The sequence below is a fragment of the Vibrio sp. YT-16 genome (assembly GCF_033337405.1).
Classification (GTDB): Bacteria; Pseudomonadota; Gammaproteobacteria; order Enterobacterales; family Vibrionaceae; genus Vibrio; species Vibrio alginolyticus.
In genome coordinates, this window is the sequence record NZ_JAWOQQ010000022.1 from 15,423 (window position 1) to 39,527 (window position 24,105).

Consider the following 24,105-nt stretch of genomic DNA (forward strand, 5'->3'; position numbering starts at 1 on the left):
TTCACGTGAAACTTCTTGTCGTAAAAAACGCAGCGTAGGCTGCGTTTTTTGTTTGGTTCTTCTACTGAGCTTAATGTTTAACGCTTAAGAGCGTGTCCACTCTTTTCAGCTTGGAACAGAGCGAGGTAATGGGCAAAAAAGCGCTGCATTTGTTGTTGGTTGTTTTGTTCTCCAAGTTGCCCGAGCAAATGTGCAGCGACTTCAAACGTGCACAAGTTACCTTGTTGTTGGTTGCGTCGCAGCTGATATTGTGAGTCCGCCGACGCAGACAATCCCATAGTAGGGATACCTTCTAACCAACGGCTCTTATTGATCATCTTGCGCGCCTCTTGCCAGGTGGCATCCAAAATAATAAACAGCGGAGTTTTGGTTTGTTGCTGGCTTTGGAGTACCACATCTTCGAGTGTGATACTTTCTTCACAGGGGAAGAGCAACACCGGATACCGCGACGGATCAGCTAATAGAGTGAGCAATTCTGCTGGTGGCTGTTTGCGATCCCAGATTACTCGCTCAATGTTGAGTTGGCACTGCTCTAGTAGCTGGCCGGTATTAGTATCACGCTTCAGTTCATTCGGATGCATTAACAGCAGGATGTTGTGCTCACTGGTAAGTTTCGGCATTAGCGAGCACATACAATTGAATTGAAAACCGCAGGTTGGACACGGTTGTGACATTACAGACGAACTCCTTCGCGCACCGGGCTTATCCCATCAGAGAACAGACGCACACCACTGACTTGGTTCGGCGTTGCCGTTGGCGCCATGCTTGGGTTGAGTGGGTAGCTAACCCCAGTGTATTGCATCACGTGTTGAGCCGCTTTAGCTCCGCCACCGCTGACATTAAAAATCAGATCTCGCCAACCATGAGAGGTTTGTTGGCCGAGCATAATCGGGCTTTGCACTAGTGTAATGCGGCTATTAAATCGCCATTCCTTTTCGTGATGTTCAAATATCAGCAATGTACAGCCTCCGGAACCACACCAATCCAACTGTACCAATAGCTCTTCGTTACCATCGCTGTTGAGGTCGTAAGTTAGCCAACGGTATTGGTTATTGTTGGGGGTGGTTTGATGGATAAAGAAGTAGTTGCGCACCGCGGCATCTACTTTTGAATCAAACTCTGCACTAGAAGGTACGTCAGCACTACCGATGGGGTTGTTGGTGCGTTTTTCGGCTGGTTGCATGATGCCTTCATCACGAACGGTGGCAGGATAAAGGACTAAACCACCATCGGCGATTGGGTATACCAAGTTACCGACTTTTTCTTTGGTCGCTTTGAGCTGATTGCCTTCTCGAGTAAACAGTCGCTCTGACATTAGCCTTTGCTGTTGATGATGCGTCATGACAACTTGAACCTGATACGGACTTAACTGTTGCCAGTAACCACGCTCGATTAATGGTGCTTGTCCATTGGCGTAACGGTATTTTGTTGTGGCGCTATGGTCTGGGTTTAAGGTCATTTGTACTTCAAAGCCTTGTGATTGGGTTGAGGTCGCGACATAGGTATTAGCCCAGCCAAGCGTTGCATCGACGTTTGCAGCCATACCACAACCTTGATACGTCTCGCCATCATGTTTTAGTGTTGCTTTCCAGCCATACAAAGAATCGCTCATTGTGTCTGAGCAGAGGTTTTCTGTTAAGCGAAGCTCACCATCTTGTAGTTGATAAGTGCGCTGGCGAGGTTGAAGCTGACTGCTTTTAATCGCTAATTTTGTGGTTTGTTTGCCGATTTGCTGGAATGTTAGTCCATTAGCCTCAAAGCTTGCCGACCAAGAAGGCTCATTACCAAACACGCGAGTTGGTTTGTTTGGTTGCTGACAACGGTTTGGATTTTCCGTTGTGAGGAAGTTCACTTGTTCCACGACAAAGTTAGCATCGAAATCAGCAGAAAACCCATCGATGCCCGGTGGGTTGAGGTGGCCGATAACCTCGCCATACATGGTCTGGTAAGGCTCGTTATTTAACTGAATTGCTCGTTGCATTTGCTGTGGTGACAGTTGCAACCAATATTGCTTGTCGCTGCCACAAGGCATGATGTATTGGCTCTCGTGACCGACGATCACTTTTCCGCGCAGCATAAAAGTTTGAGGTTGAATGGTTTCAGGCTTATCTAAGGTTGCTGGTGGAGAGGTTAGGTCAGCGGCACCAGATTGTGGCGACTGTGAACTACATGCTTGCAGAACCAGCAGGGTGGCAAGCGCCACTGGGTTTTTCAAAGCCTTCATGTTATATCTTCCTCATTATTGTTACTCAATCGGCATCGGATGGCATTATGGCATATTGGTTATTTAAAACTGAACCAGATACCTTTTCTATTGACACGCTTCGAACCCAAAAGGTTTCATGTTGGGAGGGAGTTCGTAATTATCAGGCGCGCAATATGATGCGTGACCAAGTGAAGGTGGGCGATTTAGTCCTGATTTACCACTCTTCTTGTAAACATGTTGGCGTGGCAGGTATTGCTAAAGTTGTGAGAGAAGCCTATCCCGATCATTTCCAATTCGATCCCGAAAGCGATTATTACGATCCAAAGTCAGACCCAGACAACCCGCGTTGGATTATGGTGGATGTAGAGTTTGTACGTAAAACGGCGCGAGTGATTCCGTTGTCGGTGATGAAAGCGATGCCAGAACTTGAGAACATGCCGTTGGTGAAACGTGGAAATCGCTTGTCGATTATGCCCGTGACAGAAGAAGAATGGGACGCGATTCTTGGCAAAGAGAAGCTGCCAAGTCAGCGATAAAAGAAAAGGGCTGCGAATGTGCAGCCCTTCATAATTTGGAGTATTGAAGCTTACAGCAAGTGTTCTTGTAGGTAGTGTGCAACCGCATCTTCTGCATTGCTGCCAATTACTTCATTATTTGGTAGAGCTTTCATCACTTTTTCGTGTGATGTACCCATAACTAGCCCTTTACCTGCCATCGACAGCATTTCTACGTCATTCATGCCATCACCAAATGCTACGCAGTTTTCTAACGTGAGGCCGAGTTTTTTCGCTACCGCTTCAAGAGCATGACCTTTAGACACGCCAGCGCTCATTACTTCCAAACACCAAGGCGTTGAAAATGCGATGTTCAGCTTATCACCAAACTGCTCACGTAGTTTGTTTTCAAATACGACCAAACGTTCGTGGTCTTCTCCAGGATGCGTGAAGAAAACTTTCGCAATACCGTCAGTTGGGGCGCGGTCTTCATCAAATAAGACGTAAGTGAATTCATCGTGGAAGTCACGTAACGTTTCATCATCCTTGTTCATCAACCAGCTATCATTTTGATACATGTGAATAAGTATTTCTTGATCATGTTTGATCGTGTCGATCACGCCTTGTACCAGTTCCGCAGGGACATTCTCGCTGTACATTAGCTGATCTTCCTGGTCATGCACTCGGGCACCATTCGACGTGATCATATAAGCTGGAATGCCAACTTGGCGACGGATGCTCGCAACGTCTACGTGGTGACGGCCGGTTGCAAAGACAAAGGTATAACCCTTTTCATGCAGCGCTTTTAGCGTCTCTTTTGAGTAAGCACTGAGCTGATGGTTAGGTGCGAGTAACGTGCCATCCAGATCAGAGGCAACGATTTTGGTGATCTCTTTGCAAGGTAGCGATGTGCTCATGAAGTCCTCGTAAACGGTTTGGATAGTGTGGAACAGGTGAATTGCAAACGGAGTACAGCAGACTGACTAGATCGTACTGCTCCGAATGCGGGGGAACTTGGGCTCATAGCACTATGCGGTTAAACACAGTGTCAAAGTAGCCAAGTTCAAGCAGTGTACGCCAAAATGAGGATGAAAAAGAGGGTAAATCGATGTGTAGACATTTCCTCTTTAATCTTAGTCGTGAAATGGTCGCCTAGAGTTCTTATTGTGCTTGTTCGTTTGATGGCGATTTAGGGTCATTCATAAAGCGGAAAATCGCATCGAGCGCTTGATTACGATACTTGTCGGTTTCGAACAAGATTTCATGCTGTGCGCCTTCGATAGAAAGCAGCTCCGCGTGCGGGTTGGTTTTCCGCAATTTATCAATAAAACGCTTTTGCGCGAGGTTGCTAACAATCCGATCGTTTCCGGCTTGGATTAGGATTACTGGTATTTTGACTTGGCGAGTTAATAAAAAGCACTGCTTAGCGGCCATGAGCCCTTGCCAAACCCAGCGAGTGCTTGGCCCACCGACTTGCAGTTCCGGTTTTTCCGTATATAGGTTTCGGAACCATTGGTAGCGGCCGTAACTTTGGCTAAGTGGGTTATCTTCAAAGGGCTTAGGGAAGTAGGCCTGATGTCCTGGTGCATAGCGTGGCAAAGTCGATACCGCTGACATAATTTGTGTGACCGGAATCGCTATTGGTGATAGGTACCATGGCAGGTTAATGCCAAACATGGGCGCACTTAGAATCAAACCAGTAAAAGGGTGTTCTGGGTGAGTTTGCAGGTAACGTGTGGCGATCGCGCCGCCCATAGAGTGCGCGATGATGAAGCATTGTTGATATTCGCTAAGGTCGTGTTTTTTTACGACGATGTCCATATCATCAATATAATCAGTAAAGTCATAGACGTGACCCATATCTGAGTCAGATAATAAACGATCTGATAAACCTTGTCCGCGGTGGTCAAAGGAATAGACATCGAAACCTTGGCGGTAGAGATCGTAAAACAGCTCTTGGTATTTCCAGGAAGACTCAATGCGTCCATTTACGATGAGCACGGCTTTTTTATGCTCTGGGTTGGTTAGCTTGCACCAGTAAATGTTCTTTTTCTCAGTCCCTTTAACAAAGCCCTCTTGGCGAGTTTGCCAAAGTGCTGCGATCGGACCACCAATTGCTTGCTCAAATAATGTCTCTTGAGTATAAGTCAAAGGTGAATGGTTAGTCGCCATTAGTTGATTACCTGAAGATACGTTGTTTACGCGATGTATCATCGAAGAATTAGTGAGGAAATGCAATGGATACCCATGTCTGGTTAGCTTATGTAGTAACAGCAATCGTTTTTAGTTTGGCTCCGGGCTCTGGCACGGTGAACTCAATCAGTAATGGTTTGAGTTACGGTACCCGTAAATCACTGGGTGCCATTATTGGCTTACAAATTGGTTTAGTTATCCACATCGCGCTGGTGGGGGCGGGTATTGGTGCGCTTGTCGCGCAGTCAGCAACCGCATTTTCTGTCATTAAATGGGTTGGTGCCGCTTATCTGGTTTGGTTGGGGATTCAGAAATGGCGCGATACATCAAGCTTAGTCGCAGCTGAAAACCACAACGAGATGTCAGGCACGGCGCTGTTGTACAAGGCTGTGTTAATTAACCTCACCAACCCTAAATCGATTGTTTTTCTGGTGGCGTTGTTCCCGCAGTTTATTGACCCGGCAAAAGACCAAATCACGCAACTGTTGGTGCTTGGCGTCACTACGGTCGTGATTGATGCGTGTGTAATGTTGGGTTACACGAGCTTGGCAGCACAAATGGGACGCTTTATTCGCTCCGATAAAATCATGGGAAAAATAAACAAAGTATTCGGTTCAATGTTCATGGGTTGTGGTGCATTATTAGCAGCTGCAAAGTCATAAGCCATTTATAGGTCCTTCTTTAGCATGAATACAACGTATGTCGCTCGCCAGCCGATCTTTAACCGAAAAAGACAGACGCTGGGTTATGAATTGTTGTTTCGAGACGGGGAGAGTAACGCATACCCTTCACATATTGATTCAAATCGAGCGACATACCGACTGATCGTCGAAAACTTCCTATCACTGGGTACTAACCCAGTGATTGCCTCTTCAAGATGCTTTATTAACTTTCCTCATCAAAGTTTGGTGCGACGTTTGCCGCGCAGTTTGCCGAAAAACAAAATTGTCATCGAAGTGTTGGAAACGTGCCAACCTACGGATGAGCTTCTTGATGCGATTCGTGAGTTTTATCGAGAAGGTTACTTGATCGCTTTGGATGACTTCACCCTAACACCAGAATGGCGCCGTTTTTTGCCATATGTGCATATTGTGAAGCTCGACATTATGGCGATGGGGCTCGAAAAGGCCTGTGAACTTGTCACAACACACCTTGCCAAACGCGTCAAATACCACTTTTTAGCAGAACGTGTTGAAACCGCAGAAGAGTTTGAGCAAGCGAAAGCGGCTGGCTTTAAATTTTTCCAAGGTTATTTTTTTAGCAAGCCACTCGTCTCGCAGACTAAATACGTCAGTCCTGAGCAAGTGTTGGCATTGCAACTGTTTCGTGAAGTTTGTGCTCCTGAGCCTGACTTTACTCGTATCGAGTCCATCATTACGCAAGATGTCGCGTTGTCATATAAATTATTGCGTTTTGTAAATACGCAAGCGCCGAATTTGGCTGTCGAAATCAGCTCTTTTCGTCAGGCATTGATTTATCTTGGCCAGGATAACCTTAAGCAGTTTGTCTCTTTGGTTGTGGCATCGTATATCTCCAGTAACAAGCCTCGAGAGCTGTATCACCTTTCATTGCAACGAGCTCAATTTTGCCAATTGATGTCGCGCTATCAGCCCTTCTCTCACCTCAACGAACAAGGTTTTATGGTTGGTTTGCTGTCGATTCTAGATGCGCTGTTGGATCTTTCGGTGGAATCTTTAGTTAGGCAGTTACCGCTTAGTCATTCAGTACAACAAGCGCTATTACATCGCAAAGGGGTTTATGGTGCACTTATTTCCCTCGAAGAGTGCTACGAGCGTGCCGATTGGTCAGGGGTTGAAAAAATCACGATGCAATTGGGGTTGCCTTTAGAGGAAGTGAAGCTCTCCTTAGGTGAAGCGGTTCGCTGGAGTCAAAGCATCGCGACTGCATAATTTCGTGTCTTATCTTTTATCTCTTTGAATCTCTCTCTTTACAATCAAGCTGTTCGTTAGATGTGAAACTTTTATGACGATGGACGGTTTCCTCTTGACGATATATCTTAATTAAATAAACATATACGCATATCCATATATAGGTATGTTCATTATGCTTCCACATCAGTTTTTTAAGCTGTTATCCGATGAAACACGCGTACGTTGTTTAATGCTCGTGGCCCGTGAAGGTGAAACTTGCGTTGGTGATTTGGCGTTTGCTCTGCAAGAGAGCCAGCCGAAAGTTTCTCGTCATCTTGCTCAGTTACGGTCCAGTGGCATCTTGGTGGATAAACGCCAAGGGCAATGGGTGTATTACGAGTTATCACAGCAATTGCCAGGTTGGATGCGAAAGTTAATTGAAGACTTAGTGGCATCAAACTGTTTGAAGCAGGAATACCAAGACGACATCACACGCTTACACGATAAAAGTCGTGAGGCTTGCTGTTAACAGCGAATAGAGATTCAAGGTAGAAGATTAGAGGGTAAAACTATGACAATTAAAGTAGGAATTAATGGCTTTGGCCGAATTGGTCGCTTAGCGCTGCGAGCGGCATTTGATTGGCCAAAATTGGAGTTTGTGTTAATCAACGATGTCGCAGGTGACGCCGCGACGCTTGGTCACTTATTAGAATTCGATTCAGTGCAAGGTCGTTGGCATCATGGAGTTCAGGTCGAAGGCAGTGAGCTCGTCATCAACGGCAAGCGTGTCGCCACGACTCAACAACGCGATATCGATGCGGTGAACTGGTCTGATTGTGATGTTGTGATTGAAGCGACAGGCGTACATCGCAAAACATCATTCCTAAACAAATACCTAGAGCAAGGCGTGAAACGTGTCGTGGTAAGCGCACCTGTGAAAGAAGAAGGTATCGCGAACATTGTGGTGGGCGTGAACGACCATATTTTCGACCCTGAAAAACATCGTATCGTGACAGCAGCTTCGTGTACGACTAACTGTATCGCACCTGTGGTTAAAGTCATTCATGAGAAATTGGGTATCGAACAATCTTCTTTTACGACCATTCACGACCTGACGAATACGCAAACTATTTTGGATGCGCCACACAAAGATCTACGCCGTGCAAGAGCATGCGGCATGAGCCTTATCCCGACTACGACGGGTAGCGCGAAGGCGATTGTCGAAATTTTCCCAGAATTAAAAGACAAAATTAATGGTCATGCGGTTCGCGTACCTCTAGCAAACGCATCGTTAACAGACATCATTTTTGATGTGAAGCGTGATACCACAGCAGAAGAAGTGAATGCACTGTTAAAAGAAGCATCTGAAGGTGATTTGAAAGGCATCCTTGGCTTCGAAGAGCGTCCTTTAGTTTCTATCGATTATAAAGGCGACCAACGTTCAACCATCGTTGATGCGCAATCAACCATGGTTGTGGGTTCTCGTATGGTTAAGATTTATGCTTGGTACGATAACGAAATGGGTTATGCAACGCGCACAGCAGAGCTGGTTCGTAACGTTGGTTTGGCTTAAAAGGGGGTCACAATGTCTCATCCTACATGGCAATTAGATTTGGACTCCGGTGCTTTAATCTTAACACCGTGCCCAGGAACGAAAGGTGTCGATTTGCATGCGTCGTTAGAACAGTTGAAAGAGCAGGGTGTTCAAGCGGTCGTTACTGCATTAGATGATAGTGAATTAGCTGCGAAGAATGTCTCTGCATTGGGTGAAGCCACTCAGCAACTGGGTATGAAATGGTTCCAGATCGAGATTGAAGACGACTGCGCACCAAATGAAGAATTTGCGACGAAGTGGCAACAAGCCAGTCCGGAACTGCACGAGATTCTTGCTCAAGGTGGCAAAATTGCGATGCATTGTATGGGTGGTTCGGGGCGCACAGGTTTGTTCGCTGCTCACCTACTCCTAGAAAAGGAATGGCAGTTAGAAGATATCGTGCGAGAAGTGCAGGCATTGCGCCCTGGTGCATTTACAAAACCTGTGCAAGTTGAGTACATCGAACGCGTGGCTCAAGACGCTTGATCAGCTTAAATAGCTTTTGGTTCATTATGATCCAAAAGCTAAATTCGAGCTTCTTCAGGATACGACTGTTTACAAAAAAAGCCATTAATATTAACTAATGCATTGTTTTTTAAGGTGTATTTTGCTTTTTATTGATGTTGGGGCATTTTTTAAAAATCACAGCAACATTATATTGGTCAATGTTGCTGTACAGGTTAGAAAGTATTTAGAACATGATGATCTAAATGCTTCTATCGCTGTACATATGAGGTCAATATGATTTCTCAATTAAGCAAAAGTATTCGTCAGTACATGTTAGTGACGTTTAACTATTGGAACTTTACGGTGACCGATGGCGCACTGCGTATGCTGGTGGTGCTCTATTTTCATGACTTAGGTTATTCCACGTTAGCTATTGCCTCACTGTTTCTTTTCTATGAATTTTTTGGTGTGGTGACAAACCTGGTTGGTGGTTGGTTGGGCGCAAGGTTAGGCCTAAATAAAACCATGAACATTGGTTTAGCGATGCAAGTGTTTGCGTTGCTGATGCTCGCAGTACCAAATGCATGGCTGACCATTCCTTGGGTGATGGCAGCGCAAGCTCTGTCGGGGATTGCCAAAGATCTGAACAAAATGAGTGCTAAGAGCGCGATTAAAACGCTAGTACCAGACGAACAGCAAGGTGCGCTCTACAAATGGGTAGCGATTTTGACTGGCTCGAAGAATGCACTCAAAGGAGCGGGCTTTTTTGTTGGTGGCTTGCTGCTGTCTTGGGTGGGTTTTCAAAACTCGATGTTTATTATGGCGGGTGTACTTACATTAGTGTTTGTTTGCAGCATGATCTGGCTAGAAGCGGACATGGGTAAAGCAAAGAGTAAACCTAAGTTTCGCCAAATATTCTCCAAGTCTGAATCGATAAACATTTTATCCGCAGCACGCATGTTCTTGTTTGGTGCTCGTGATGTGTGGTTTGTCGTTGCTCTGCCTATTTATCTTGGTAGCGTGTTTGGCTGGGATCACTTGTGGGTTGGTAGCTTTCTCGCAGCGTGGGTCATTGCTTATGGGTTTGTGCAAGGCTTTGCGCCGCGTATTACTGGCAAAGCGCAAGGTCGTGTGCCTGATGGTAGTGCAGCATTGGTGTGGGCAGGAATCCTAGCGTTAATTACGGCTGGTATTGCTTATGGTGTGCAAATCGGTTGGCAGCCTGAATTGGTGATTGTGGTAGGTTTGATGATTTTTGGCGCTGTGTTTGCCATTAACTCTTCGCTGCACTCGTACTTGATAGTGAGCTACGCTAAAGGCGATGGCGTCTCGTTGGATGTCGGTTTTTACTACATGGCCAATGCGATGGGACGTTTGATTGGCACGGTATTATCGGGTTGGATCTACCAAGAGGCTGGTCTTGCAGCGTGCTTATGGGTTTCTTTTGCTTTCTTGGCACTGACGACGCTGATTTCAATTAAGTTGCCAAAAGCTGATGTTGCTACTGCGTAACTATCCCCAGTATCGCTATCTGTAGATGGTATAAATGGCTCCAAATCGGAGCCATTTTTGTTTCTTATGCGCCGTTTGCTGTAATCAGATTGTGTCGGTTTGGCATCGAGAGTGAATACTGATGCTTGGTTTTTGGTTCTCGTTAAGTGATTAGAGTGGTGATGAAATCTCCGTTGTAGGTCATTGTTGAGTTAAAAATAAGCAAAAACAGATTGTTAACCATTTCACTGGTTGAGATTTACCCTATGCTATAAACGATAAGCGACTCAAAGTAGGGAAAGGTATGAGAGAAAGGGTTCTGTTTTTTGATTTATTGCGCTGCTTCGCAGCGGTAGCAGTGATCGCCATTCACGTCTTGGCACCGTATCGAAATGAGTTAGGAGTGATTCCATTTGACCAATGGCTGACAGCGGTAGGCGTGAATAGCGTAACCCGCTGGGCAGTGCCAGTTTTTATTTTGATCACCGGAGCGCTAATGCTCAGTGACACTCGACCATTTGACGGTAAGTATTATATCAAAAGGCGTTTGGGCAAAGTTTTAGTTCCATTTCTTATTTGGTCGATGTTTTATGCATACCTTTCAGGTTGGACTTCTCAAGGCTTTGATTTTGAAACCGTAAAAGAGGTATTAAGCAATAGCCCATTCCACGCAACGTATTACCATCTCGGCTTTTTCTATTACTTTATACCACTGTATTTTGTGATTCCGCTGTTTCAATGGATGGTACGCAACGTGGATGACAACGTCTTGTATACCTATCTCGCATTTTGGCTTTTCACCAGCACACTGTTCTTGTTCAAGATTGATGGCCCGTGGAGTAATCAGATGTGGCTTTATATGGGTTACCTTCCACTGGGGTATGTTTTATTTCAAAAGGTACCTTTGAATCGCTCTATGGTGACCTTATTTGTTGGGCTAGGACTCGTGGCGTTGGCAGTGACCTTTACGATGGTTGTGACAAATAGCTTAGAGGCGGAGAAGTATACGGTTGGGCGCTGGCTCTCTTATAAAACACTGAATGTGATTCTAGCGGCTTCGATGATTTTTATGATCGGGCGTTACTTTGGTGAAGGCTTATCACCAAAAGTACAAAAAGTGGTTAGTGTGATCAGTCAGCACAGCTTAGGGATTTACTTACTTCACCCTATTTTCTTATGGCCGATGAAAGAGTTCGGTTGGTACACAGGACATCCTGCGTGGGTGATTCCAGTCTGGATCGTTCTAAGTGGAGCTGGAGCCTTGGCGATGAGCTATCTCTTTTCTCGTTCTGCCAAGACTCGTTGGTTACTGCCTTAACGTTTGATAGCGAAGTGAAGGAACTTGTTGCCGCGATAGGTCAGTGTTCCCTTATCTCCAGGGTTGAGTGCATGGTAGTAATGCACTCCAATTTGGAATTCACGCTTTGGACCGATAGAACCACGTTGAACGTAAATCCAATACTCTTGATCGTCTTGACCTGGTGGTGCGTTTGGTATGTCTATCGCTTGTTTATCTAAAACCGTTACCTGCGCGCTTTGCTCTGGAGCGTCTTCGCCCACATAGTGCTTACTATAAAAACGGAAAAACACCCACGCGCCCAAGGCAATAAGGGCGAATAGGGCGAAAATAAGTGAGATTGGCATATTAACCTCCAATGTTTTATCGGGTCCCATTCTACAGAACTCGCTGACGAAACGATGAGTTGAGGTAACTTATTCATAATCTAATGAAAGGGACATGAATTTTATTCGGCGCACTTCACGGTTTATCTCAATGGGGACGCGATGAAATTGTTGCTTCATCTGTAAGCTACGTCACTAAAGCTGAACTAAGCAGCTTTCACTTGTCTGGCTATATGAGCTCAAGGGCACAAATTGAAAGTAAAATTGCACTTAACGGCTCGAAAAAGCTCTAAATTTATAGAAGAATAAAAATAATGAACATAGGAAGGGTCTGGTAAGGAGGGTTACGATGTCAGATATTGAAAAAGTAGTCATGCGTACCCGAACGATCGAAAAACTTTTGCGTACTCAGTACCATGCAGAAGGGAAAGGGTTGCACCAACTTATTAATAGTTGTGAAGAACGTTTACCGCATGACGTGATAGCAAAGCTTCGATTCATCGCAACCGTGCGTAACAAAGTGGTGCACGAAGACGATTACAAGCTGGATGATCGTAAAGGCTTTATGGCGGCATGTGATGCTTGTGAAAAAGAGCTGACACCAAGAAGCTCTCGCTTTATTTGGCGTACAGCAATTTTGCTAATGACGTTGATTACGCTGGCCGCTCTTGGTTTCTACTATATGCACTGGGATATTTTGTCTAAGCACATTCAGTAGAGCTATACAGATAAATAAAAAAGGACGCATTTGCGTCCTTTTTTATTTTAAATCATTGGGTTAGTACATCATTGGCAGTGTCATTAAACCCACAACCACTGCAATCATAACCAGCCCTTGTTTTTGAGAAGATGAAATCATAACACTACCCCTTAATCTTTGATGAACTCGATGAATTTAATATAGCACTGTTTTTGGGGTTTGATCAACATATGCTCGTTAATCTTTTCAAAAACCACACTTAACTTGTCTGGTTTTACGTGATTCTGACTAATGAAACTATGTTTTTTGTGCTGTATTTAAAGTGTTCACATTGTTTTATTTCTATACTTTTTTGTTTTAAGTATATGATTTTATAATGTTAAATGGTTTGTGATGTTGGCTTTGTAATTGTTTTTTGTTTCGAATGGTATGTTGGGTGTTTATTTTGTCTGTATTTCTCAAAAATTGAGAAAATTAAAAAATGTGCTATGAGGTTGCATCGTCAAATTGAAAGCATGGAGTGAGATTTTCTTACCTTATGAGAAAATATGGGCTTCAAAAGTGTCTAGTGATTTTATGGTTTATGAAGTCCGCACTTTTATCTGTTATTGAAATTATGGTTTTATTTATCATTGACTTACTTTTCTTTTCTGATGTTTTTTTTACTGAATTAAGGTCGGTTTTCTTAGTTTTTACCCCTAGTCATCAGTGGTTTCTCCTCTCTTAGAGCGCTACTAAGACTATTTTCTATTTTGTGTCTGTTATTTATTCTTGTTGCCTGCATTACATACATCCTGGTGGTTTAATCGTCAGTTTGTGAAATGGCGGCTTACCTGGAGCACTTATCTGTTTTTCAGTTAAATAGTTTTAGAAAGCGTTGGTTATTGTGTCGTGTGATTTGATGGGTTCGGCTGATGAGCAAAGCTTGGCCCCAATGTTTAGTGGCATCATTCAGGCTCATCGGCTTTATTATTACGTAGGCTGAGGGTTACAAAATGTTTCGAATCGCTAGCGAGATCCAACTTTCGTAGATTGTGTCTTTACATCAAAACTGGTCTACCTAGACTAGCGGCGAGTTTAAGTAAAAGGTGTATACTGCATGTGGAGTTGGCTGGCGATAGGGCTATCAGGTGTGTATTCCGTGTTGGGAGCAAAGCAAGCTAACCCGACACAATCCCTCGTGTTTAAAATCTTTACTCTGCTACTTCTTCTTGTGTTGGTGTTAACTCAAGGTGCATCCGCAACATATACCTACTGGATTGCGGGTGGGCTTATTGTGTCTATGGTGGCAGATACGCTGCACTCGTTTAAAACTCGTAAGCTAATCTATTTTACGGCTTATCTGGTTGCCCAGGTATGCTACAGCAAGTCATTTTGGGTGCAGCTTAATGGTGAGATTGTCTGGTGGCTGTTGGCCCTGCTGCTTGCAGCGAGTATCGTGGCGTTCTTTTTGTTGCTACCTCAACTCGACTCTCTGGTATTCCCTGTTGTGATCATGGGGATGATGCTGGTTCAACTTGCTTGGGCAGCCGGTGAAGTTTGGTTACAAGTGCCGAGTTACGCCAATGCTATCGGCTTTAGCGGAACCTTAGTTCTCATCTATTCGGCGCTGGCATACGCGATACACGGTTATCGAAAACCGATGAAACACGCCTATTTGTGGGTGAGTGGCAGTTACTTTTTTGCTCATGCCCTCATTGTTGCCTCAATCATTTACTAATTTAAGTCAAAGCAGCTCTTGAGGATTTCAGTAAACTGAACGCATTGTTCTTAATAACTGGAGTCAATAATGAGTGAAATCCATGCTCACGAGCTGCTAAACCTACTTAGAGAAACACCAATGGATCGCGAAGCCCTCACACAGCACTTTGGTGCTAGCGTTCGCTTTCACACCTGTAAACTGAATGATCTAGACTTAGATGCATTACTAGCATTTTTGCTCAAGCGCGACAAAATTCGTGAGCTTGAAGGTAAGTTTGTGGTCAATATGGCGCGAGTTTGCAATCACTAAACGGCGGCTAAGATCGAGGGTGACTATGGTGTTTTCGCCCTCAGTCATATACTCATGTTGTCAGTTTGCTATACACTGGCCGCCATTTTTTAGGTGAGGCCAGAATATGGACATTCTTTCTGCAGCGACCATGCTGTTTCTAATCATGGACCCTCTCGGTAACTTGCCGATTGTGTTGTCTATTCTCAAACATATCGATCCCAAGCGTCGTCGTAAGGTATTGATTCGTGAACTACTGTTTGCCTTACTGATTTTGATGTTGTTTCTGTTTGCAGGACAAAGCATCTTAAGTTTTTTGCATGTCCAGCCAGAAACGCTCAGCATTTCAGGTGGCATTATTCTCTTCATTATTGCGATTAAGATGATTTTCCCGAGTGCTGGCAGCATCACTGGACTGGCAGCAGGCGAGGAGCCCTTTATTGTTCCGATGGCCATTCCTATGATCGCGGGCCCTTCAGTGATTGCAGCCTTGCTTTTACTGTCTTCGCAACATCCAGAGAAAATGTTGGAAATGTCAGCATCAGTCGTAATTGCGTGGGGCGCAACATTTTTTATACTGATGTTTTATGGCTTCTTTAATCGCTTGTTGGGTGAACGTGGCTTGAAGGCGGTAGAACGCTTAATGGGCTTGTTACTGGTGATGATCTCCACTCAAATGTTCTTGGATGGTGTAAAAAGTTACATTGGGTGACGAACGAAACGCAGAAAAAAAGCCGCTCACAAGAGCGGCTTTTTCGTATCTGAGCGATTACATCATGTGTTTACGACGAATATCGAGTAGGGCAAAAATACCAAAAATCAGGATTGAATATTTTTCCCAACTGCTCATTTTTATTTTGTCGCCAAATGCACCAATGAAGATGGCCATTTGTAAACCGTGCATGATGAACAAAAAAGCGGTCATGATGTATAGCGCAATCGCGGCATTGCCGGGAAAGGGCATAAAAATATTTAGGATTAATACTAACCAAACAAAGGCGATAGCCGCTTTGGCCAGCATAATTAGTGCTTTCATTTAAGTATCCTTTTAAATCGAGGCGTTATGCGGAGGTACGTTCGTACAGACGATAGCTCACTTGGCCTGCTGTTTTTTCTCGATGTAATTGCCAGTTTTCTGGTAAGTCGGCAATATTGAGTTCTTTTTCTGTTTCAATATAAATCATCGCATCTTCCGCGAGCCAGCCATTTTGTTCTAGCAGAGCCACGGTCTCATCCAATAGACCTTTGCGAAACGGTGGGTCAATAAACACCACATGGTGAGCAGAACCCGGTTGCTTCAAAAAACTCAGTGCGTCGGTATTTACCACTTGGATGTTGTTCGCGTTAAGAGAGGCAACATTCTTTTGTAACTGTTGGAAAGCTTGTGGGTTTAGCTCAACCATGGTCACTTGCTCTGCTTGGCGCGAAGCTGACTCAAATCCCAAGCCGCCAGAGCCAGCAAACAAGTCGAGACATTTTGCCTGTGGTACATCTTGAGCTAACCAGTTAAACAGCGTTTCTTTGACGCGATCTGTCGTGGGGCGTAAGCCTTCAGCATCGTGTACAGGAAGTTTTCTGCCTCTCCATAAGCCACTAATAATGCGAACAAAGCCCGTTGTTGGCTTTTTTTGTGATGAGTTTTGCTGGCGACGTCTTACCATAGATTTTTTGACCGCTAATAAAGTGATACTATATCTAATCGCCCAAGCAATGAGCTTGGAGCTTGGATACAGCCCAGAATATTCAAGATGACAGAGTGTAACACTAATAAGATTAGAATTACCTAATCGGAAAGTTTTCAGAACTTTGTCATTAGCCTTTTTTAGACAGATAATAATCTTGTCAAAAAAGAGTCATTAATAGATAAAAGAACAATCTAGGATAGCCCCAGATGACGGAAAAAAAGAAGCGCGGATTACTTTCGTGGCTAGGTTTTGGTGACGAAGAACAAAGCCCAAAACCAAAAACTGAAGAAACAGTAAAAGAAGAAGCAGTGGAAGCGCCTTCTGAAGAGCAGCAAACCGAAGCGGTTGCTGAGCAAGCGGAAGCAACGCCAGAACTTGAAGAAGAAGCGAAACAATCAGAGGCTGCCCCAGCAGAAGCAGAAGCAGAAGCAGAAGCAGAAGCAGAAGCAGAAGCAGAAGAGCCAGAAGTCGTATCGGCCGCGCCTCGTGTTCAAGAACAAGAAAAGCCAACAGAAAGCTTTTTTGCTCGTCTTAAACGCAGCCTAAGCCGAACAAAAGCAAATATTGGTGCTGGCTTCTTCGGTCTGTTCAGCGGTAAGAAAATCGATGAGGACTTATTTGAAGAGCTAGAAGAGCAACTGCTTATTGCTGATGTGGGCATGAATACCACAACAAAAATTATCAACAACCTGACAGAAAAAGCCACACGTGGCGATCTGAAAGACGGCGAAGCCCTTTATGGTTTGTTGAAAGAAGAAATGGCTGAGATTCTTTCTAAAGTCGAACAGCCACTAGAAATCGATAGCAACAAAACGCCTTACGTCATCTTGATGGTGGGTGTAAATGGCGTGGGTAAAACCACGACCATCGGTAAGCTAGCGAAGCAGTTCCAAACTCAAGGCAAAAAAGTGATGCTTGCAGCGGGCGATACTTTCCGTGCCGCAGCGGTTGAGCAGTTACAAGTGTGGGGTGAACGTAATAATGTTCCTGTGATTGCTCAACATACTGGCGCAGACAGTGCCTCTGTTATCTATGATGCGATTGAAGCGGCAAAAGCACGTGGTGTGGATGTGGTGATTGCTGATACAGCAGGTCGTCTACAGAACAAAGCGAACCTAATGGAAGAGCTGCGTAAGATTGTACGTGTGATGAAGAAAATTGATGACTCTGCACCACATGAGATCATGCTAACGCTTGATGCAGGTACAGGACAAAATGCCATTAGCCAAGCGAAACTTTTCAGTGATGTTGCCCCTCTAACCGGGATTACTTTGACTAAGCTGGATGGTACAGCCAAGGGCGGCGTAATTTTCGCTATCGCTGATCAGTTCGGTATTCCAATTCGTTACATTGGTGTGGGTGAAGGTATCGAAGACTTGCGTCCATTTGAAACTCAAGAGTTTATTGACGCACTGTTTAGTCGTGAAGAATAAAAAGAGTTAGAGGAAATCAACGGTGATCAAATTTCAGCAAGTAAGCAAAGCTTACCGAGGTGGTCGACAAGCACTGCAAAAAGTCGATTTTCACCTGAGGCGCGGTGAAATGGCGTTTTTAGGCGGACATTCCGGGGCTGGTAAAAGTACCTTGCTGAAATTGATCTGCGCGATAGAGCGACCAACCGATGGCAAAATCCATTTTAATGGTCACGACATCACGCGTATTCCAAGCAAAGACATCCCTTTTTTGCGCCGCAATATTGGGATTGTTTTTCAAGATCATCGCCTATTGATGGATCGCAGTGTGTACGACAATGTCGCTCTGCCAATGCGTATCGAATCGATTTCTGAAAACGAAATCAAACGCCGTGTTTCTGCGGCGTTAGATAAAACGGGCTTACTCGATAAAGCTCGTTGTCTACCTAGTCAACTTTCTGGTGGTGAGCAACAGCGCGTCGGTATTGCCCGTGCTGTGGTTAATCGACCAACGTTGCTGGTGGCTGATGAGCCTACGGGTAACCTTGACCCAGAATTATCCAACCGTGTGTTGCGTCTATTCGAAGAATTTAACCGTGCGGGCGTGACTATCCTACTTGCCACACACGATGTGGGGTTAGTAAACACTCGCCCACAGTATCGTCATTTTGAATTGAACCAAGGCTTCCTAAGTGAGGTAGAAGACTATGGCAGGTAACAAGCACTCCCAAAAGAAGGGGAAAGGCCGCAGTGCCAAGCGTGCGAATACCGATGGTTTTTTCTCTGTCCATGCAAAACAAGCTAAATCCTCTTTTAGCGCCTTATGGCAACGACCACTAGGCAACATTCTGACCCTAGCGGTCATCTCCATGGCACTTGCCATGCCAGCTTGTTTGTATCTATTGGGGAAAAACGTTGCGGGGGCAGCGGAAGATGTCGCTTCTCCTTCACAAGTTAGTGCTTACTTAGTTGAAGGCATGCCGGATGCACGAGTGATGGTTCTCAAAGATCAAATTGAAACTTGGCCTTTGGTAAAAGAGGTAGAGTATATTTCACCGCAACAAGGTCTATCTGATTTAAGCCAATATGCAGGGTTCGACCAAGCTATCAGCCTCTTAAGTGGCTATGCGCTACCTGGTGTGTTGGTGATTACGCCAGATTCGGAGCTAAAAAGTGATATTCAGTCATTAGCCAAAGACGTTCGAGAGCAACAAGATGTGACCGACGTGAGACTTGACGAAGACTGGCTAGCGCGTCTTGATGCAATCAAAACTCTCGCGAGTATTATTGTCATTACCCTGACAGTGCTGATGCTCGGTGCGGTATTTTTAATCGTTGGCAATACATTGCGATTTAATGTGCTGGCGAATAAAGAAGAGATTCAAACCATGAAACTGATCGGTGCGACGGACAGTTTCATTCTGCGCCCTTACTTGTACACAGGTATGTGGTTTGGCGTGTTAGGTGCCACTATTGCGTGGTTGGTAACGGCTTTAGTGACCATTGTCATGAATAGTGCGGTGGAAGACCTTGCTGCGTTGTACGATAGCCAGTTCCGCCTGATTGGTCTAAGTTGGGATGAATCTTTGTTACTAATCATCATTGGGAGTCTTTTGGGATGTATTGCGGCGCGCTTTTCTGCGCAACGACATTTAAAAGAAATTGAACCAGTTTAAGTGATGGCGGTCTTATTACTTGGATTTCATTAGCACTAGCTAATTTTGAACCCTTGCTTAGACCAAATGTTTATGGATAATTGCTTCCCCTTCTTGAAACTTGTTCATTTTGAGTTCAAGATATCGAAGCTAAATTGCAATGTAATGCTCCAGATCAGAGATTGATGAGGAATTGAATGACAAAAGAAGCGTATCCGATGGCTCTAGTCACGCAAGATAGCCTTGATAGCTATATTCGCTCAGTAAACAGCTACCCAATGCTGACTGCAGACGAAGAGCGTGAGCTGGCAGAACGATTACACTATAAAGGTGAGATTGAGGCTGCAAAAGGTCTAATTCTTTCGCACCTACGATTCGTTGTTCACGTTGCTCGTGGTTACTCTGGCTACGGTTTGCCAATGGCGGATCTTGTGCAAGAGGGTAACATCGGTCTAATGAAAGCCGTTAAGCGTTTTAACCCAGAAGTAGGGGTTCGCTTGGTTTCTTTTGCTGTCCACTGGATCAAAGCAGAGATCCACGAATACGTGCTACGTAACTGGCGTATCGTGAAAATTGCGACCACTAAAGCGCAACGTAAATTGTTCTTCAACCTGCGTAAGTCGAAAAAGCGCTTGGGTTGGTTTAACAACGGTGAAGTGGAAACCGTTGCGCGCGAGTTAGGTGTTGAGCCTTCTGAAGTTCGCGAGATGGAATCACGCTTAGCGGCGGTGGATTCAACCTTTGATATGCCAACTGATGAAGACGACAGTTCAAACGCTTACACAGCGCCGATGCTATACCTAGAAGACAAATCGTCTGATGTGGCCGACAACATTGAAGCCGCCAACTGGGAAATGCACACCAACAATCGCTTGGGTCATGCATTAGCGAGTTTGGATGAGCGTAGTCAGCGCATCGTGCGTTCTCGTTGGTTAGATGATGAGAAAGCAACATTGCAAGACTTAGCTGATGAGTTCGGTGTTTCTGCCGAGCGTATTCGCCAGCTAGAAAAAAATGCAATGAAGAAACTAAAGTTGGCCGTGGGTGAATTTTAATTTCCACTGCTAATTGAAAGTAAGATTTTCATAGAAAGCCGAGATCATGTGATCTCGGCTTTTTTATTGTCGATCGAAAATCGATAGCGTTTGCGATCCGGATTTTATGTGCTACCTGTGTATAACTCTGTGAAGTAATTATTTATCAACTGTTCGAAACCCGGACAAAACAAGGGATTCAAGCACTTTTCCATCTGGGGATAGTTATAGATATACACACAGTTAGATCAGGATCATCACTACATATTGTGGATCAAAAGATCCAAATACACTTTATCAACGCAATTCACAGCTTTATCCACAAATGGTTGGAATGTGTACACTTTTGAAAACCCTGATTATCCATGTGTCTAAGTTTGCCGTTGGATAGGTTACAATAGCGGCAGTATACCCAAGCAGCTTCAAATATGGATTTTATGCTGTACCACGGGTGCTGATTAGTACGTTAGGTTCGAGGTTGCTTGGGTATATTAATAAGACAATGAGAAAGTAAATGGATCAGTTTAAGCATATCGATGTACAAGGTGCGCAAGCGCTGCTCGAGCAGGGTGATGCGAAGCTTGTAGATATCCGTGACCCTCAATCGTTTGCCGTTGCGCATGCGGAGTCCGCGTATCACTTAACTAACGATACGATCGTTGCGTTTATGGATGAAGTGGAGTTCGAACAACCTATTCTAGTGATGTGTTACCACGGCATTAGTAGCCAAGGTGCGGCGCAATATTTAGTTAACCAAGGCTTTGAACAGGTGTACAGTGTAGATGGTGGCTTTGAAGCCTGGCATCGAGCAGAACTACCGATAGTGAGAAGTTAATGAAGAGATTGGTAACGTTAAATAATCCACGTATGGCGCAAGCCTTTATTGATTATATGGCCTCTCGCCAAATTGACATCGAAATGATGCCAGAAGGGGATGGGCAATTTGCGCTGTGGCTGACTGATAGCCAGCATGAAATAGAAGCGGAAGCCGAACTTAAGCAGTTCCTTGCTAACCCGTCTGATTCAAAATACAGCGCCGCCTCGTGGGACGTTGCCGATACTCGTAAGAGCACATTTCATTATTCCAGCCCGAGTATCATAAGCATGGTCAAAGCGAAAGCTGGCCCCATGACTTTGCTGATCATGACAGTCTGTATCATCATCTACTTGTTACAAATGTTTGGCTTTGGCAATGGCGTGTTTAAGTTGTTGCACTTCCCGGCTTTTGAGGGGCAACAATGGCAAGTGTGGCGATGGCTAAGTCATGCGTTACTGCACTTTTCAGTAACTCACATCGTGTTTAACTTACTATGGTGGTGGCAGTTGGGTGGCGACATCGAACGTCGTCTCGGTTCCGGTAAGCTATTGCAACTCTTTGTGGTGTCGGCAGCGCTTTCAGGGGCAGGCCAGTTCTATGTTGAAGGGGCTAACTTCGGCGGCTTGTCTGGCGTGGTCTATGCACTGCTTGGTTATTTGTGGATATTGGGTTACCGCTTGCCACATTTAGGCCTTACGCTACCCAAGCCAATTATCGTCTTTATGTTGGTATGGTTAGTTCTTGGTTTTGTGCAGCCATTTATGGCGATTGCAAACACCGCTCACTTAGTTGGGCTACTGTCGGGGATGGCGATTGCGCTGTTTGATTCAGGCAAGATGAAATACCAACAGCAAGCCTAAAGCAGATGAAATGAAAAGACCGCTTAAGAGCGGTCTTTTTTTATGTTCAAAACGGATTTGGGTTTATTGATAAAGGTATTTTGTAAACAACAAATCGGCAATGATGGTTTTACCTGTTTCAGGCAAAAGCGTTTCGTTGAGGGTCGTCACTAAGGTTTTGCGCAGATCTTCTCGGCCAGACAGGGACTTAATCGTATCTTCTGTTTGCTTACCCAGTAATTCAATCACTGCATCGCGAATCAAAGGTTGGTGATGCTCAACAACTGATAAATCTTGTTGACTCATTACCATGATGTCGATGCGCACTTGCACATAACCTAACTTTTTGCCTTTGGTATAAAAGTTAGTAGTGAGGTCAGGCTCTAGGGTAAAGTATGCCAACTTAGGTCCAGCTTCTTCCGTTTCAGCCCAACTTGGTGCGGCGAATAGTATGGTTAACGCAAAAATAATTTGGGCTATATAACGTTTGTACATATTTCTAACTTTTCTTTCTCTGGATCGCGATATTCGAATCGCTTCAGTCTTGATACAATGGGCCGTCTATAACAAATAACGGAACTTACGGTTACATACATTACTATGGACGGTAAGTTGTTGCTTTATTGTACGCATAAAGCCTCCAATTGAATACTAGTATGAATCAGCCAACATCACTCTATCTTGCTTCTTTATTGGAAGTAGAGTGGCAAAACCCCGAAGAATTCGAATTTCCAAATGAATTTGCCAAGCACTGGCTTGAAGAGCAAGGGTCTTTGTCACGTCGTTTAAAACAGCACTGCCAAGCGTTAACGGTAGAATTGCTACAAAATCAGATCGTCACTGCAGCGACATTAAAACAGGACGAAAGCCAGTTATTGTCCGAACAAGATTGCTTACTGAGAGAGGTAATTTTGTGCGGTGACAATAATAACTGGGTTATTGGGCGGACATTGATTCCTCGTTCAACCTTAGTTGATCAGCAGTATGATTTGGCTCAACAAGGGGATATCCCATTAGGACTAACTGTGTTTAGCGCAGATAACGTTGAGCGGGACTCTTTGCAAATGGGATGGGTAGCCGTACCAGAAGGACGTTTGTTAGCACGACGCTCAAGGTTGTGGATGAATCACAAACCGATGCTAGTCGCCGAGTTATTCTTATCTAATTCACCAGTTTACGCTAAGGAGACAGTGTAAATGTCCGCAGAAAAAGCCAAAGCATATTGGCAACTGATGCGCATGGATCGCCCGATTGGTTCACTGTTACTGATGTGGCCAACGATTTGGGCGCTAATTATCTCAGCCCAAGGGATGCCAAGTTGGGATGTATTCATCGTGTTTGTATTGGGTGTTTTCCTAATGCGTAGTGCGGGGTGCGTGATTAATGATTTTGCAGATCGCAAAGTCGACGGCCATGTAAAGCGTACTAAGCAACGTCCACTGCCATCAGGGAAAGTGACAGCAAAAGAAGCGATTGGATTATTTTTGGTTTTGGGTATCAGCTCGTTTTTGTTAGTGCTGACCATGAACCCGCTGACGATTCAGCTATCCTTCGCTGGCATTGTGTTGGCGTTCATCTATCCATTTATGAAGCGTTACACTCATATTCCACAGCTATTTTTAGGCTTGGCTTTTAGCTGGGCGATTCCAATGGCGTGGGCTGCACAAACTGGGGAATTACCATTGATTGTTTGGTTTTTGTTCCTCATTAACGCTTTGTGGACCATTGCGTACGACACTCAATATGCGATGGTAGACCGAGATGATGATCTAAAGATTGGCATTAAATCGACGGCAATTCTGTTTGGTCGTCATGACAAGCTTATTATTGGTGTGTTGCAACTTATTACACTCGCGATGTTGGTTTGGTTAGGGCAGTTCTACCAATTGGGACAAAGTTACTACTGGACCCTTTTGATTGCAGCGTCGTTGTTTGTTTATCAGCAGCACTTAATTCGTCACCGTGAGCGTGAGTTGTGCTTTAAGGCTTTCCTTAACAACAATTATGTTGGCATGGTGATAGCGATAGGGTTACTGGTCGCATTTTGGTAAGCG

General features: G+C 44.6%; 28 protein-coding genes. 20 read left to right on the top strand and 8 right to left on the bottom strand.

All coding sequences use genetic code 11. The annotated features are described in order from the left end of the window. Positions 1-77: 77 nt before the first annotated feature. Positions 78-674 carry a tRNA-uridine aminocarboxypropyltransferase gene (locus R7F07_RS22565; protein WP_025768162.1) on the bottom strand — a complete coding sequence of 199 codons (597 nt, stop codon included), beginning with the start codon at positions 672-674 and terminating at the stop codon, positions 78-80. Then, a complete protein-coding gene (locus tag R7F07_RS22570; RefSeq protein ID WP_025768163.1) occupies positions 674-2,224 on the bottom strand; it encodes a COG3650 family protein in 1,551 nt (516 codons plus the stop codon). Before R7F07_RS22570 ends, R7F07_RS22565 begins: the two co-directional genes overlap by 1 nt. A gap of 47 nt (positions 2,225-2,271) precedes the next feature. Between R7F07_RS22570 and R7F07_RS22575 the strand changes: the two genes are divergently transcribed. Beyond that, positions 2,272-2,742 (top strand): EVE domain-containing protein, encoded by a 471-nt coding sequence (locus R7F07_RS22575; RefSeq protein WP_005378735.1) that lies wholly within the window; start codon positions 2,272-2,274, stop codon positions 2,740-2,742. Between the two features lie 50 nt (positions 2,743-2,792). Here the strand turns inward: R7F07_RS22575 and R7F07_RS22580 are convergent, their stop codons facing one another. After that, positions 2,793-3,617, bottom strand: coding sequence for a Cof-type HAD-IIB family hydrolase (locus R7F07_RS22580; protein ID WP_053307416.1), 825 nt, complete (start codon positions 3,615-3,617; stop codon positions 2,793-2,795). A 244-nt stretch (positions 3,618-3,861) separates the two neighbouring features. Beyond that, positions 3,862-4,872 (bottom strand): alpha/beta fold hydrolase, encoded by a 1,011-nt coding sequence (locus R7F07_RS22585; protein ID WP_005378733.1) that lies wholly within the window; start codon positions 4,870-4,872, stop codon positions 3,862-3,864. A 65-nt stretch (positions 4,873-4,937) separates the two neighbouring features. On the opposite strand from R7F07_RS22585, the gene rhtB reads away from it, so the two are divergent. From rhtB to R7F07_RS22620, 7 genes are all read left to right on the top strand, one after another. After that, the gene (gene rhtB / locus R7F07_RS22590; protein WP_005378732.1) at positions 4,938-5,555 is read left to right on the top strand and encodes a homoserine/homoserine lactone efflux protein; all 618 of its coding nucleotides are present in this window, start codon (positions 4,938-4,940) and stop codon (positions 5,553-5,555) included. A gap of 24 nt (positions 5,556-5,579) precedes the next feature. Continuing rightward, positions 5,580-6,803, top strand: a complete 1,224-nt coding sequence (locus tag R7F07_RS22595; RefSeq protein ID WP_017636082.1) for an EAL and HDOD domain-containing protein — start codon at positions 5,580-5,582, stop codon at positions 6,801-6,803. A 154-nt stretch (positions 6,804-6,957) separates the two neighbouring features. Further along, a complete protein-coding gene (locus tag R7F07_RS22600) occupies positions 6,958-7,293 on the top strand; it encodes a metalloregulator ArsR/SmtB family transcription factor (protein WP_005378730.1) in 336 nt (111 codons plus the stop codon). 42 nt (positions 7,294-7,335) lie between these two features. After that, positions 7,336-8,337 (top strand): ArsJ-associated glyceraldehyde-3-phosphate dehydrogenase, encoded by a 1,002-nt coding sequence (locus R7F07_RS22605; protein WP_318110562.1) that lies wholly within the window; start codon positions 7,336-7,338, stop codon positions 8,335-8,337. Between the two features lie 12 nt (positions 8,338-8,349). Then, complete coding sequence (locus R7F07_RS22610) at positions 8,350-8,844, top strand: cyclin-dependent kinase inhibitor 3 family protein (RefSeq protein ID WP_053307418.1); 495 nt, start codon at positions 8,350-8,352, stop codon at positions 8,842-8,844. A 255-nt stretch (positions 8,845-9,099) separates the two neighbouring features. After that, a complete protein-coding gene (gene arsJ / locus R7F07_RS22615; protein ID WP_005383628.1) occupies positions 9,100-10,317 on the top strand; it encodes an organoarsenical effux MFS transporter ArsJ in 1,218 nt (405 codons plus the stop codon). 283 nt (positions 10,318-10,600) lie between these two features. After that, positions 10,601-11,614, top strand: coding sequence for an acyltransferase (locus tag R7F07_RS22620; RefSeq protein ID WP_017636080.1), 1,014 nt, complete (start codon positions 10,601-10,603; stop codon positions 11,612-11,614). On the opposite strand, the gene R7F07_RS22625 is transcribed toward R7F07_RS22620, so the two are convergent. Next, positions 11,611-11,940: a DUF2500 domain-containing protein gene (locus R7F07_RS22625; RefSeq protein ID WP_005378719.1), complete on the bottom strand. Its 330-nt coding sequence runs from the start codon at positions 11,938-11,940 to the stop codon at positions 11,611-11,613. The two genes, R7F07_RS22620 and R7F07_RS22625, sit on opposite strands and share 4 nt — an antisense overlap. A 328-nt stretch (positions 11,941-12,268) precedes the next feature. On the opposite strand from R7F07_RS22625, the gene R7F07_RS22630 reads away from it, so the two are divergent. The 4 genes from R7F07_RS22630 (at position 12,269) to R7F07_RS22645 (ending at position 15,321) form a co-directional block, all read left to right on the top strand. Then, entirely contained in the window at positions 12,269-12,637 is a 369-nt protein-coding gene (locus R7F07_RS22630) for a hypothetical protein (protein WP_005378717.1), read from the top strand. A 1,081-nt stretch (positions 12,638-13,718) separates the two neighbouring features. Further along, complete coding sequence (locus tag R7F07_RS22635; RefSeq protein ID WP_005389670.1) at positions 13,719-14,339, top strand: lysoplasmalogenase; 621 nt, start codon at positions 13,719-13,721, stop codon at positions 14,337-14,339. A 69-nt stretch (positions 14,340-14,408) separates the two neighbouring features. Continuing rightward, the gene (locus tag R7F07_RS22640) at positions 14,409-14,630 is read left to right on the top strand and encodes a YecH family metal-binding protein (RefSeq protein WP_005378711.1); all 222 of its coding nucleotides are present in this window, start codon (positions 14,409-14,411) and stop codon (positions 14,628-14,630) included. A 106-nt stretch (positions 14,631-14,736) separates the two neighbouring features. After that, on the top strand, positions 14,737-15,321 hold the full coding sequence (locus R7F07_RS22645) for a YhgN family NAAT transporter (RefSeq protein WP_005389671.1): 585 nt from the start codon (positions 14,737-14,739) through the stop codon (positions 15,319-15,321). Positions 15,322-15,378: 57 nt separating this feature from the next. Here R7F07_RS22645 and R7F07_RS22650 read toward each other — a convergent pair whose 3' ends face one another. Further along, complete coding sequence (locus tag R7F07_RS22650; RefSeq protein ID WP_005378704.1) at positions 15,379-15,645, bottom strand: DUF1145 domain-containing protein; 267 nt, start codon at positions 15,643-15,645, stop codon at positions 15,379-15,381. 25 nt (positions 15,646-15,670) lie between these two features. Then, positions 15,671-16,270, bottom strand: coding sequence for a 16S rRNA (guanine(966)-N(2))-methyltransferase RsmD (gene rsmD, locus R7F07_RS22655; RefSeq protein ID WP_005378702.1), 600 nt, complete (start codon positions 16,268-16,270; stop codon positions 15,671-15,673). Positions 16,271-16,500: 230 nt separating this feature from the next. Here rsmD and ftsY point away from each other — a divergent pair, with 230 nt between their 5' ends. The 6 genes from ftsY (at position 16,501) to glpG (ending at position 22,072) form a co-directional block, all read left to right on the top strand. Continuing rightward, entirely contained in the window at positions 16,501-17,727 is a 1,227-nt protein-coding gene (gene ftsY / locus R7F07_RS22660; protein WP_017821295.1) for a signal recognition particle-docking protein FtsY, read from the top strand. A gap of 22 nt (positions 17,728-17,749) precedes the next feature. Beyond that, on the top strand, positions 17,750-18,424 hold the full coding sequence (gene ftsE / locus R7F07_RS22665; RefSeq protein WP_005393800.1) for a cell division ATP-binding protein FtsE: 675 nt from the start codon (positions 17,750-17,752) through the stop codon (positions 18,422-18,424). Then, the gene (gene ftsX / locus R7F07_RS22670; protein ID WP_005378695.1) at positions 18,414-19,382 is read left to right on the top strand and encodes a permease-like cell division protein FtsX; all 969 of its coding nucleotides are present in this window, start codon (positions 18,414-18,416) and stop codon (positions 19,380-19,382) included. The genes ftsE and ftsX overlap by 11 nt, the downstream gene beginning before the upstream one ends. A gap of 176 nt (positions 19,383-19,558) precedes the next feature. After that, positions 19,559-20,416 carry an RNA polymerase sigma factor RpoH gene (rpoH, locus tag R7F07_RS22675; protein WP_005378693.1) on the top strand — a complete coding sequence of 286 codons (858 nt, stop codon included), beginning with the start codon at positions 19,559-19,561 and terminating at the stop codon, positions 20,414-20,416. A gap of 493 nt (positions 20,417-20,909) precedes the next feature. After that, entirely contained in the window at positions 20,910-21,230 is a 321-nt protein-coding gene (gene glpE / locus R7F07_RS22680; protein WP_005378691.1) for a thiosulfate sulfurtransferase GlpE, read from the top strand. Continuing rightward, positions 21,230-22,072: a rhomboid family intramembrane serine protease GlpG gene (gene glpG / locus R7F07_RS22685; RefSeq protein ID WP_017821294.1), complete on the top strand. Its 843-nt coding sequence runs from the start codon at positions 21,230-21,232 to the stop codon at positions 22,070-22,072. The genes glpE and glpG overlap by 1 nt, the downstream gene beginning before the upstream one ends. A gap of 63 nt (positions 22,073-22,135) precedes the next feature. Here the strand turns inward: glpG and R7F07_RS22690 are convergent, their stop codons facing one another. Next, complete coding sequence (locus R7F07_RS22690; RefSeq protein WP_005378687.1) at positions 22,136-22,546, bottom strand: flagellar basal body-associated protein FliL; 411 nt, start codon at positions 22,544-22,546, stop codon at positions 22,136-22,138. 161 nt (positions 22,547-22,707) lie between these two features. On the opposite strand from R7F07_RS22690, the gene R7F07_RS22695 reads away from it, so the two are divergent. Continuing rightward, positions 22,708-23,247 carry a chorismate lyase gene (locus R7F07_RS22695; RefSeq protein WP_005378686.1) on the top strand — a complete coding sequence of 180 codons (540 nt, stop codon included), beginning with the start codon at positions 22,708-22,710 and terminating at the stop codon, positions 23,245-23,247. Further along, complete coding sequence (gene ubiA / locus R7F07_RS22700) at positions 23,248-24,102, top strand: 4-hydroxybenzoate octaprenyltransferase (protein ID WP_005378684.1); 855 nt, start codon at positions 23,248-23,250, stop codon at positions 24,100-24,102. Positions 24,103-24,105 lie beyond the last annotated feature (3 nt).

Coding starts and splice junctions, on each gene's coding strand:
- R7F07_RS22565 (WP_025768162.1), bottom strand. CDS start 674: ATGTCACAACCGTGTCCAACCTGCGGTTTTCAATTCAATTGTATGTGC.
- R7F07_RS22570 (WP_025768163.1), bottom strand. CDS start 2,224: ATGAAGGCTTTGAAAAACCCAGTGGCGCTTGCCACCCTGCTGGTTCTG.
- R7F07_RS22575 (WP_005378735.1), top strand. CDS start 2,272: ATGGCATATTGGTTATTTAAAACTGAACCAGATACCTTTTCTATTGAC.
- R7F07_RS22580 (WP_053307416.1), bottom strand. CDS start 3,617: ATGAGCACATCGCTACCTTGCAAAGAGATCACCAAAATCGTTGCCTCT.
- R7F07_RS22585 (WP_005378733.1), bottom strand. CDS start 4,872: ATGGCGACTAACCATTCACCTTTGACTTATACTCAAGAGACATTATTT.
- rhtB (WP_005378732.1), top strand. CDS start 4,938: ATGGATACCCATGTCTGGTTAGCTTATGTAGTAACAGCAATCGTTTTT.
- R7F07_RS22595 (WP_017636082.1), top strand. CDS start 5,580: ATGAATACAACGTATGTCGCTCGCCAGCCGATCTTTAACCGAAAAAGA.
- R7F07_RS22600 (WP_005378730.1), top strand. CDS start 6,958: ATGCTTCCACATCAGTTTTTTAAGCTGTTATCCGATGAAACACGCGTA.
- R7F07_RS22605 (WP_318110562.1), top strand. CDS start 7,336: ATGACAATTAAAGTAGGAATTAATGGCTTTGGCCGAATTGGTCGCTTA.
- R7F07_RS22610 (WP_053307418.1), top strand. CDS start 8,350: ATGTCTCATCCTACATGGCAATTAGATTTGGACTCCGGTGCTTTAATC.
- arsJ (WP_005383628.1), top strand. CDS start 9,100: ATGATTTCTCAATTAAGCAAAAGTATTCGTCAGTACATGTTAGTGACG.
- R7F07_RS22620 (WP_017636080.1), top strand. CDS start 10,601: ATGAGAGAAAGGGTTCTGTTTTTTGATTTATTGCGCTGCTTCGCAGCG.
- R7F07_RS22625 (WP_005378719.1), bottom strand. CDS start 11,940: ATGCCAATCTCACTTATTTTCGCCCTATTCGCCCTTATTGCCTTGGGC.
- R7F07_RS22630 (WP_005378717.1), top strand. CDS start 12,269: ATGTCAGATATTGAAAAAGTAGTCATGCGTACCCGAACGATCGAAAAA.
- R7F07_RS22635 (WP_005389670.1), top strand. CDS start 13,719: ATGTGGAGTTGGCTGGCGATAGGGCTATCAGGTGTGTATTCCGTGTTG.
- R7F07_RS22640 (WP_005378711.1), top strand. CDS start 14,409: ATGAGTGAAATCCATGCTCACGAGCTGCTAAACCTACTTAGAGAAACA.
- R7F07_RS22645 (WP_005389671.1), top strand. CDS start 14,737: ATGGACATTCTTTCTGCAGCGACCATGCTGTTTCTAATCATGGACCCT.
- R7F07_RS22650 (WP_005378704.1), bottom strand. CDS start 15,645: ATGAAAGCACTAATTATGCTGGCCAAAGCGGCTATCGCCTTTGTTTGG.
- rsmD (WP_005378702.1), bottom strand. CDS start 16,270: ATGGTAAGACGTCGCCAGCAAAACTCATCACAAAAAAAGCCAACAACG.
- ftsY (WP_017821295.1), top strand. CDS start 16,501: ATGACGGAAAAAAAGAAGCGCGGATTACTTTCGTGGCTAGGTTTTGGT.
- ftsX (WP_005378695.1), top strand. CDS start 18,414: ATGGCAGGTAACAAGCACTCCCAAAAGAAGGGGAAAGGCCGCAGTGCC.
- rpoH (WP_005378693.1), top strand. CDS start 19,559: ATGACAAAAGAAGCGTATCCGATGGCTCTAGTCACGCAAGATAGCCTT.
- glpE (WP_005378691.1), top strand. CDS start 20,910: ATGGATCAGTTTAAGCATATCGATGTACAAGGTGCGCAAGCGCTGCTC.
- glpG (WP_017821294.1), top strand. CDS start 21,230: ATGAAGAGATTGGTAACGTTAAATAATCCACGTATGGCGCAAGCCTTT.
- R7F07_RS22690 (WP_005378687.1), bottom strand. CDS start 22,546: ATGTACAAACGTTATATAGCCCAAATTATTTTTGCGTTAACCATACTA.
- R7F07_RS22695 (WP_005378686.1), top strand. CDS start 22,708: ATGAATCAGCCAACATCACTCTATCTTGCTTCTTTATTGGAAGTAGAG.
- ubiA (WP_005378684.1), top strand. CDS start 23,248: ATGTCCGCAGAAAAAGCCAAAGCATATTGGCAACTGATGCGCATGGAT.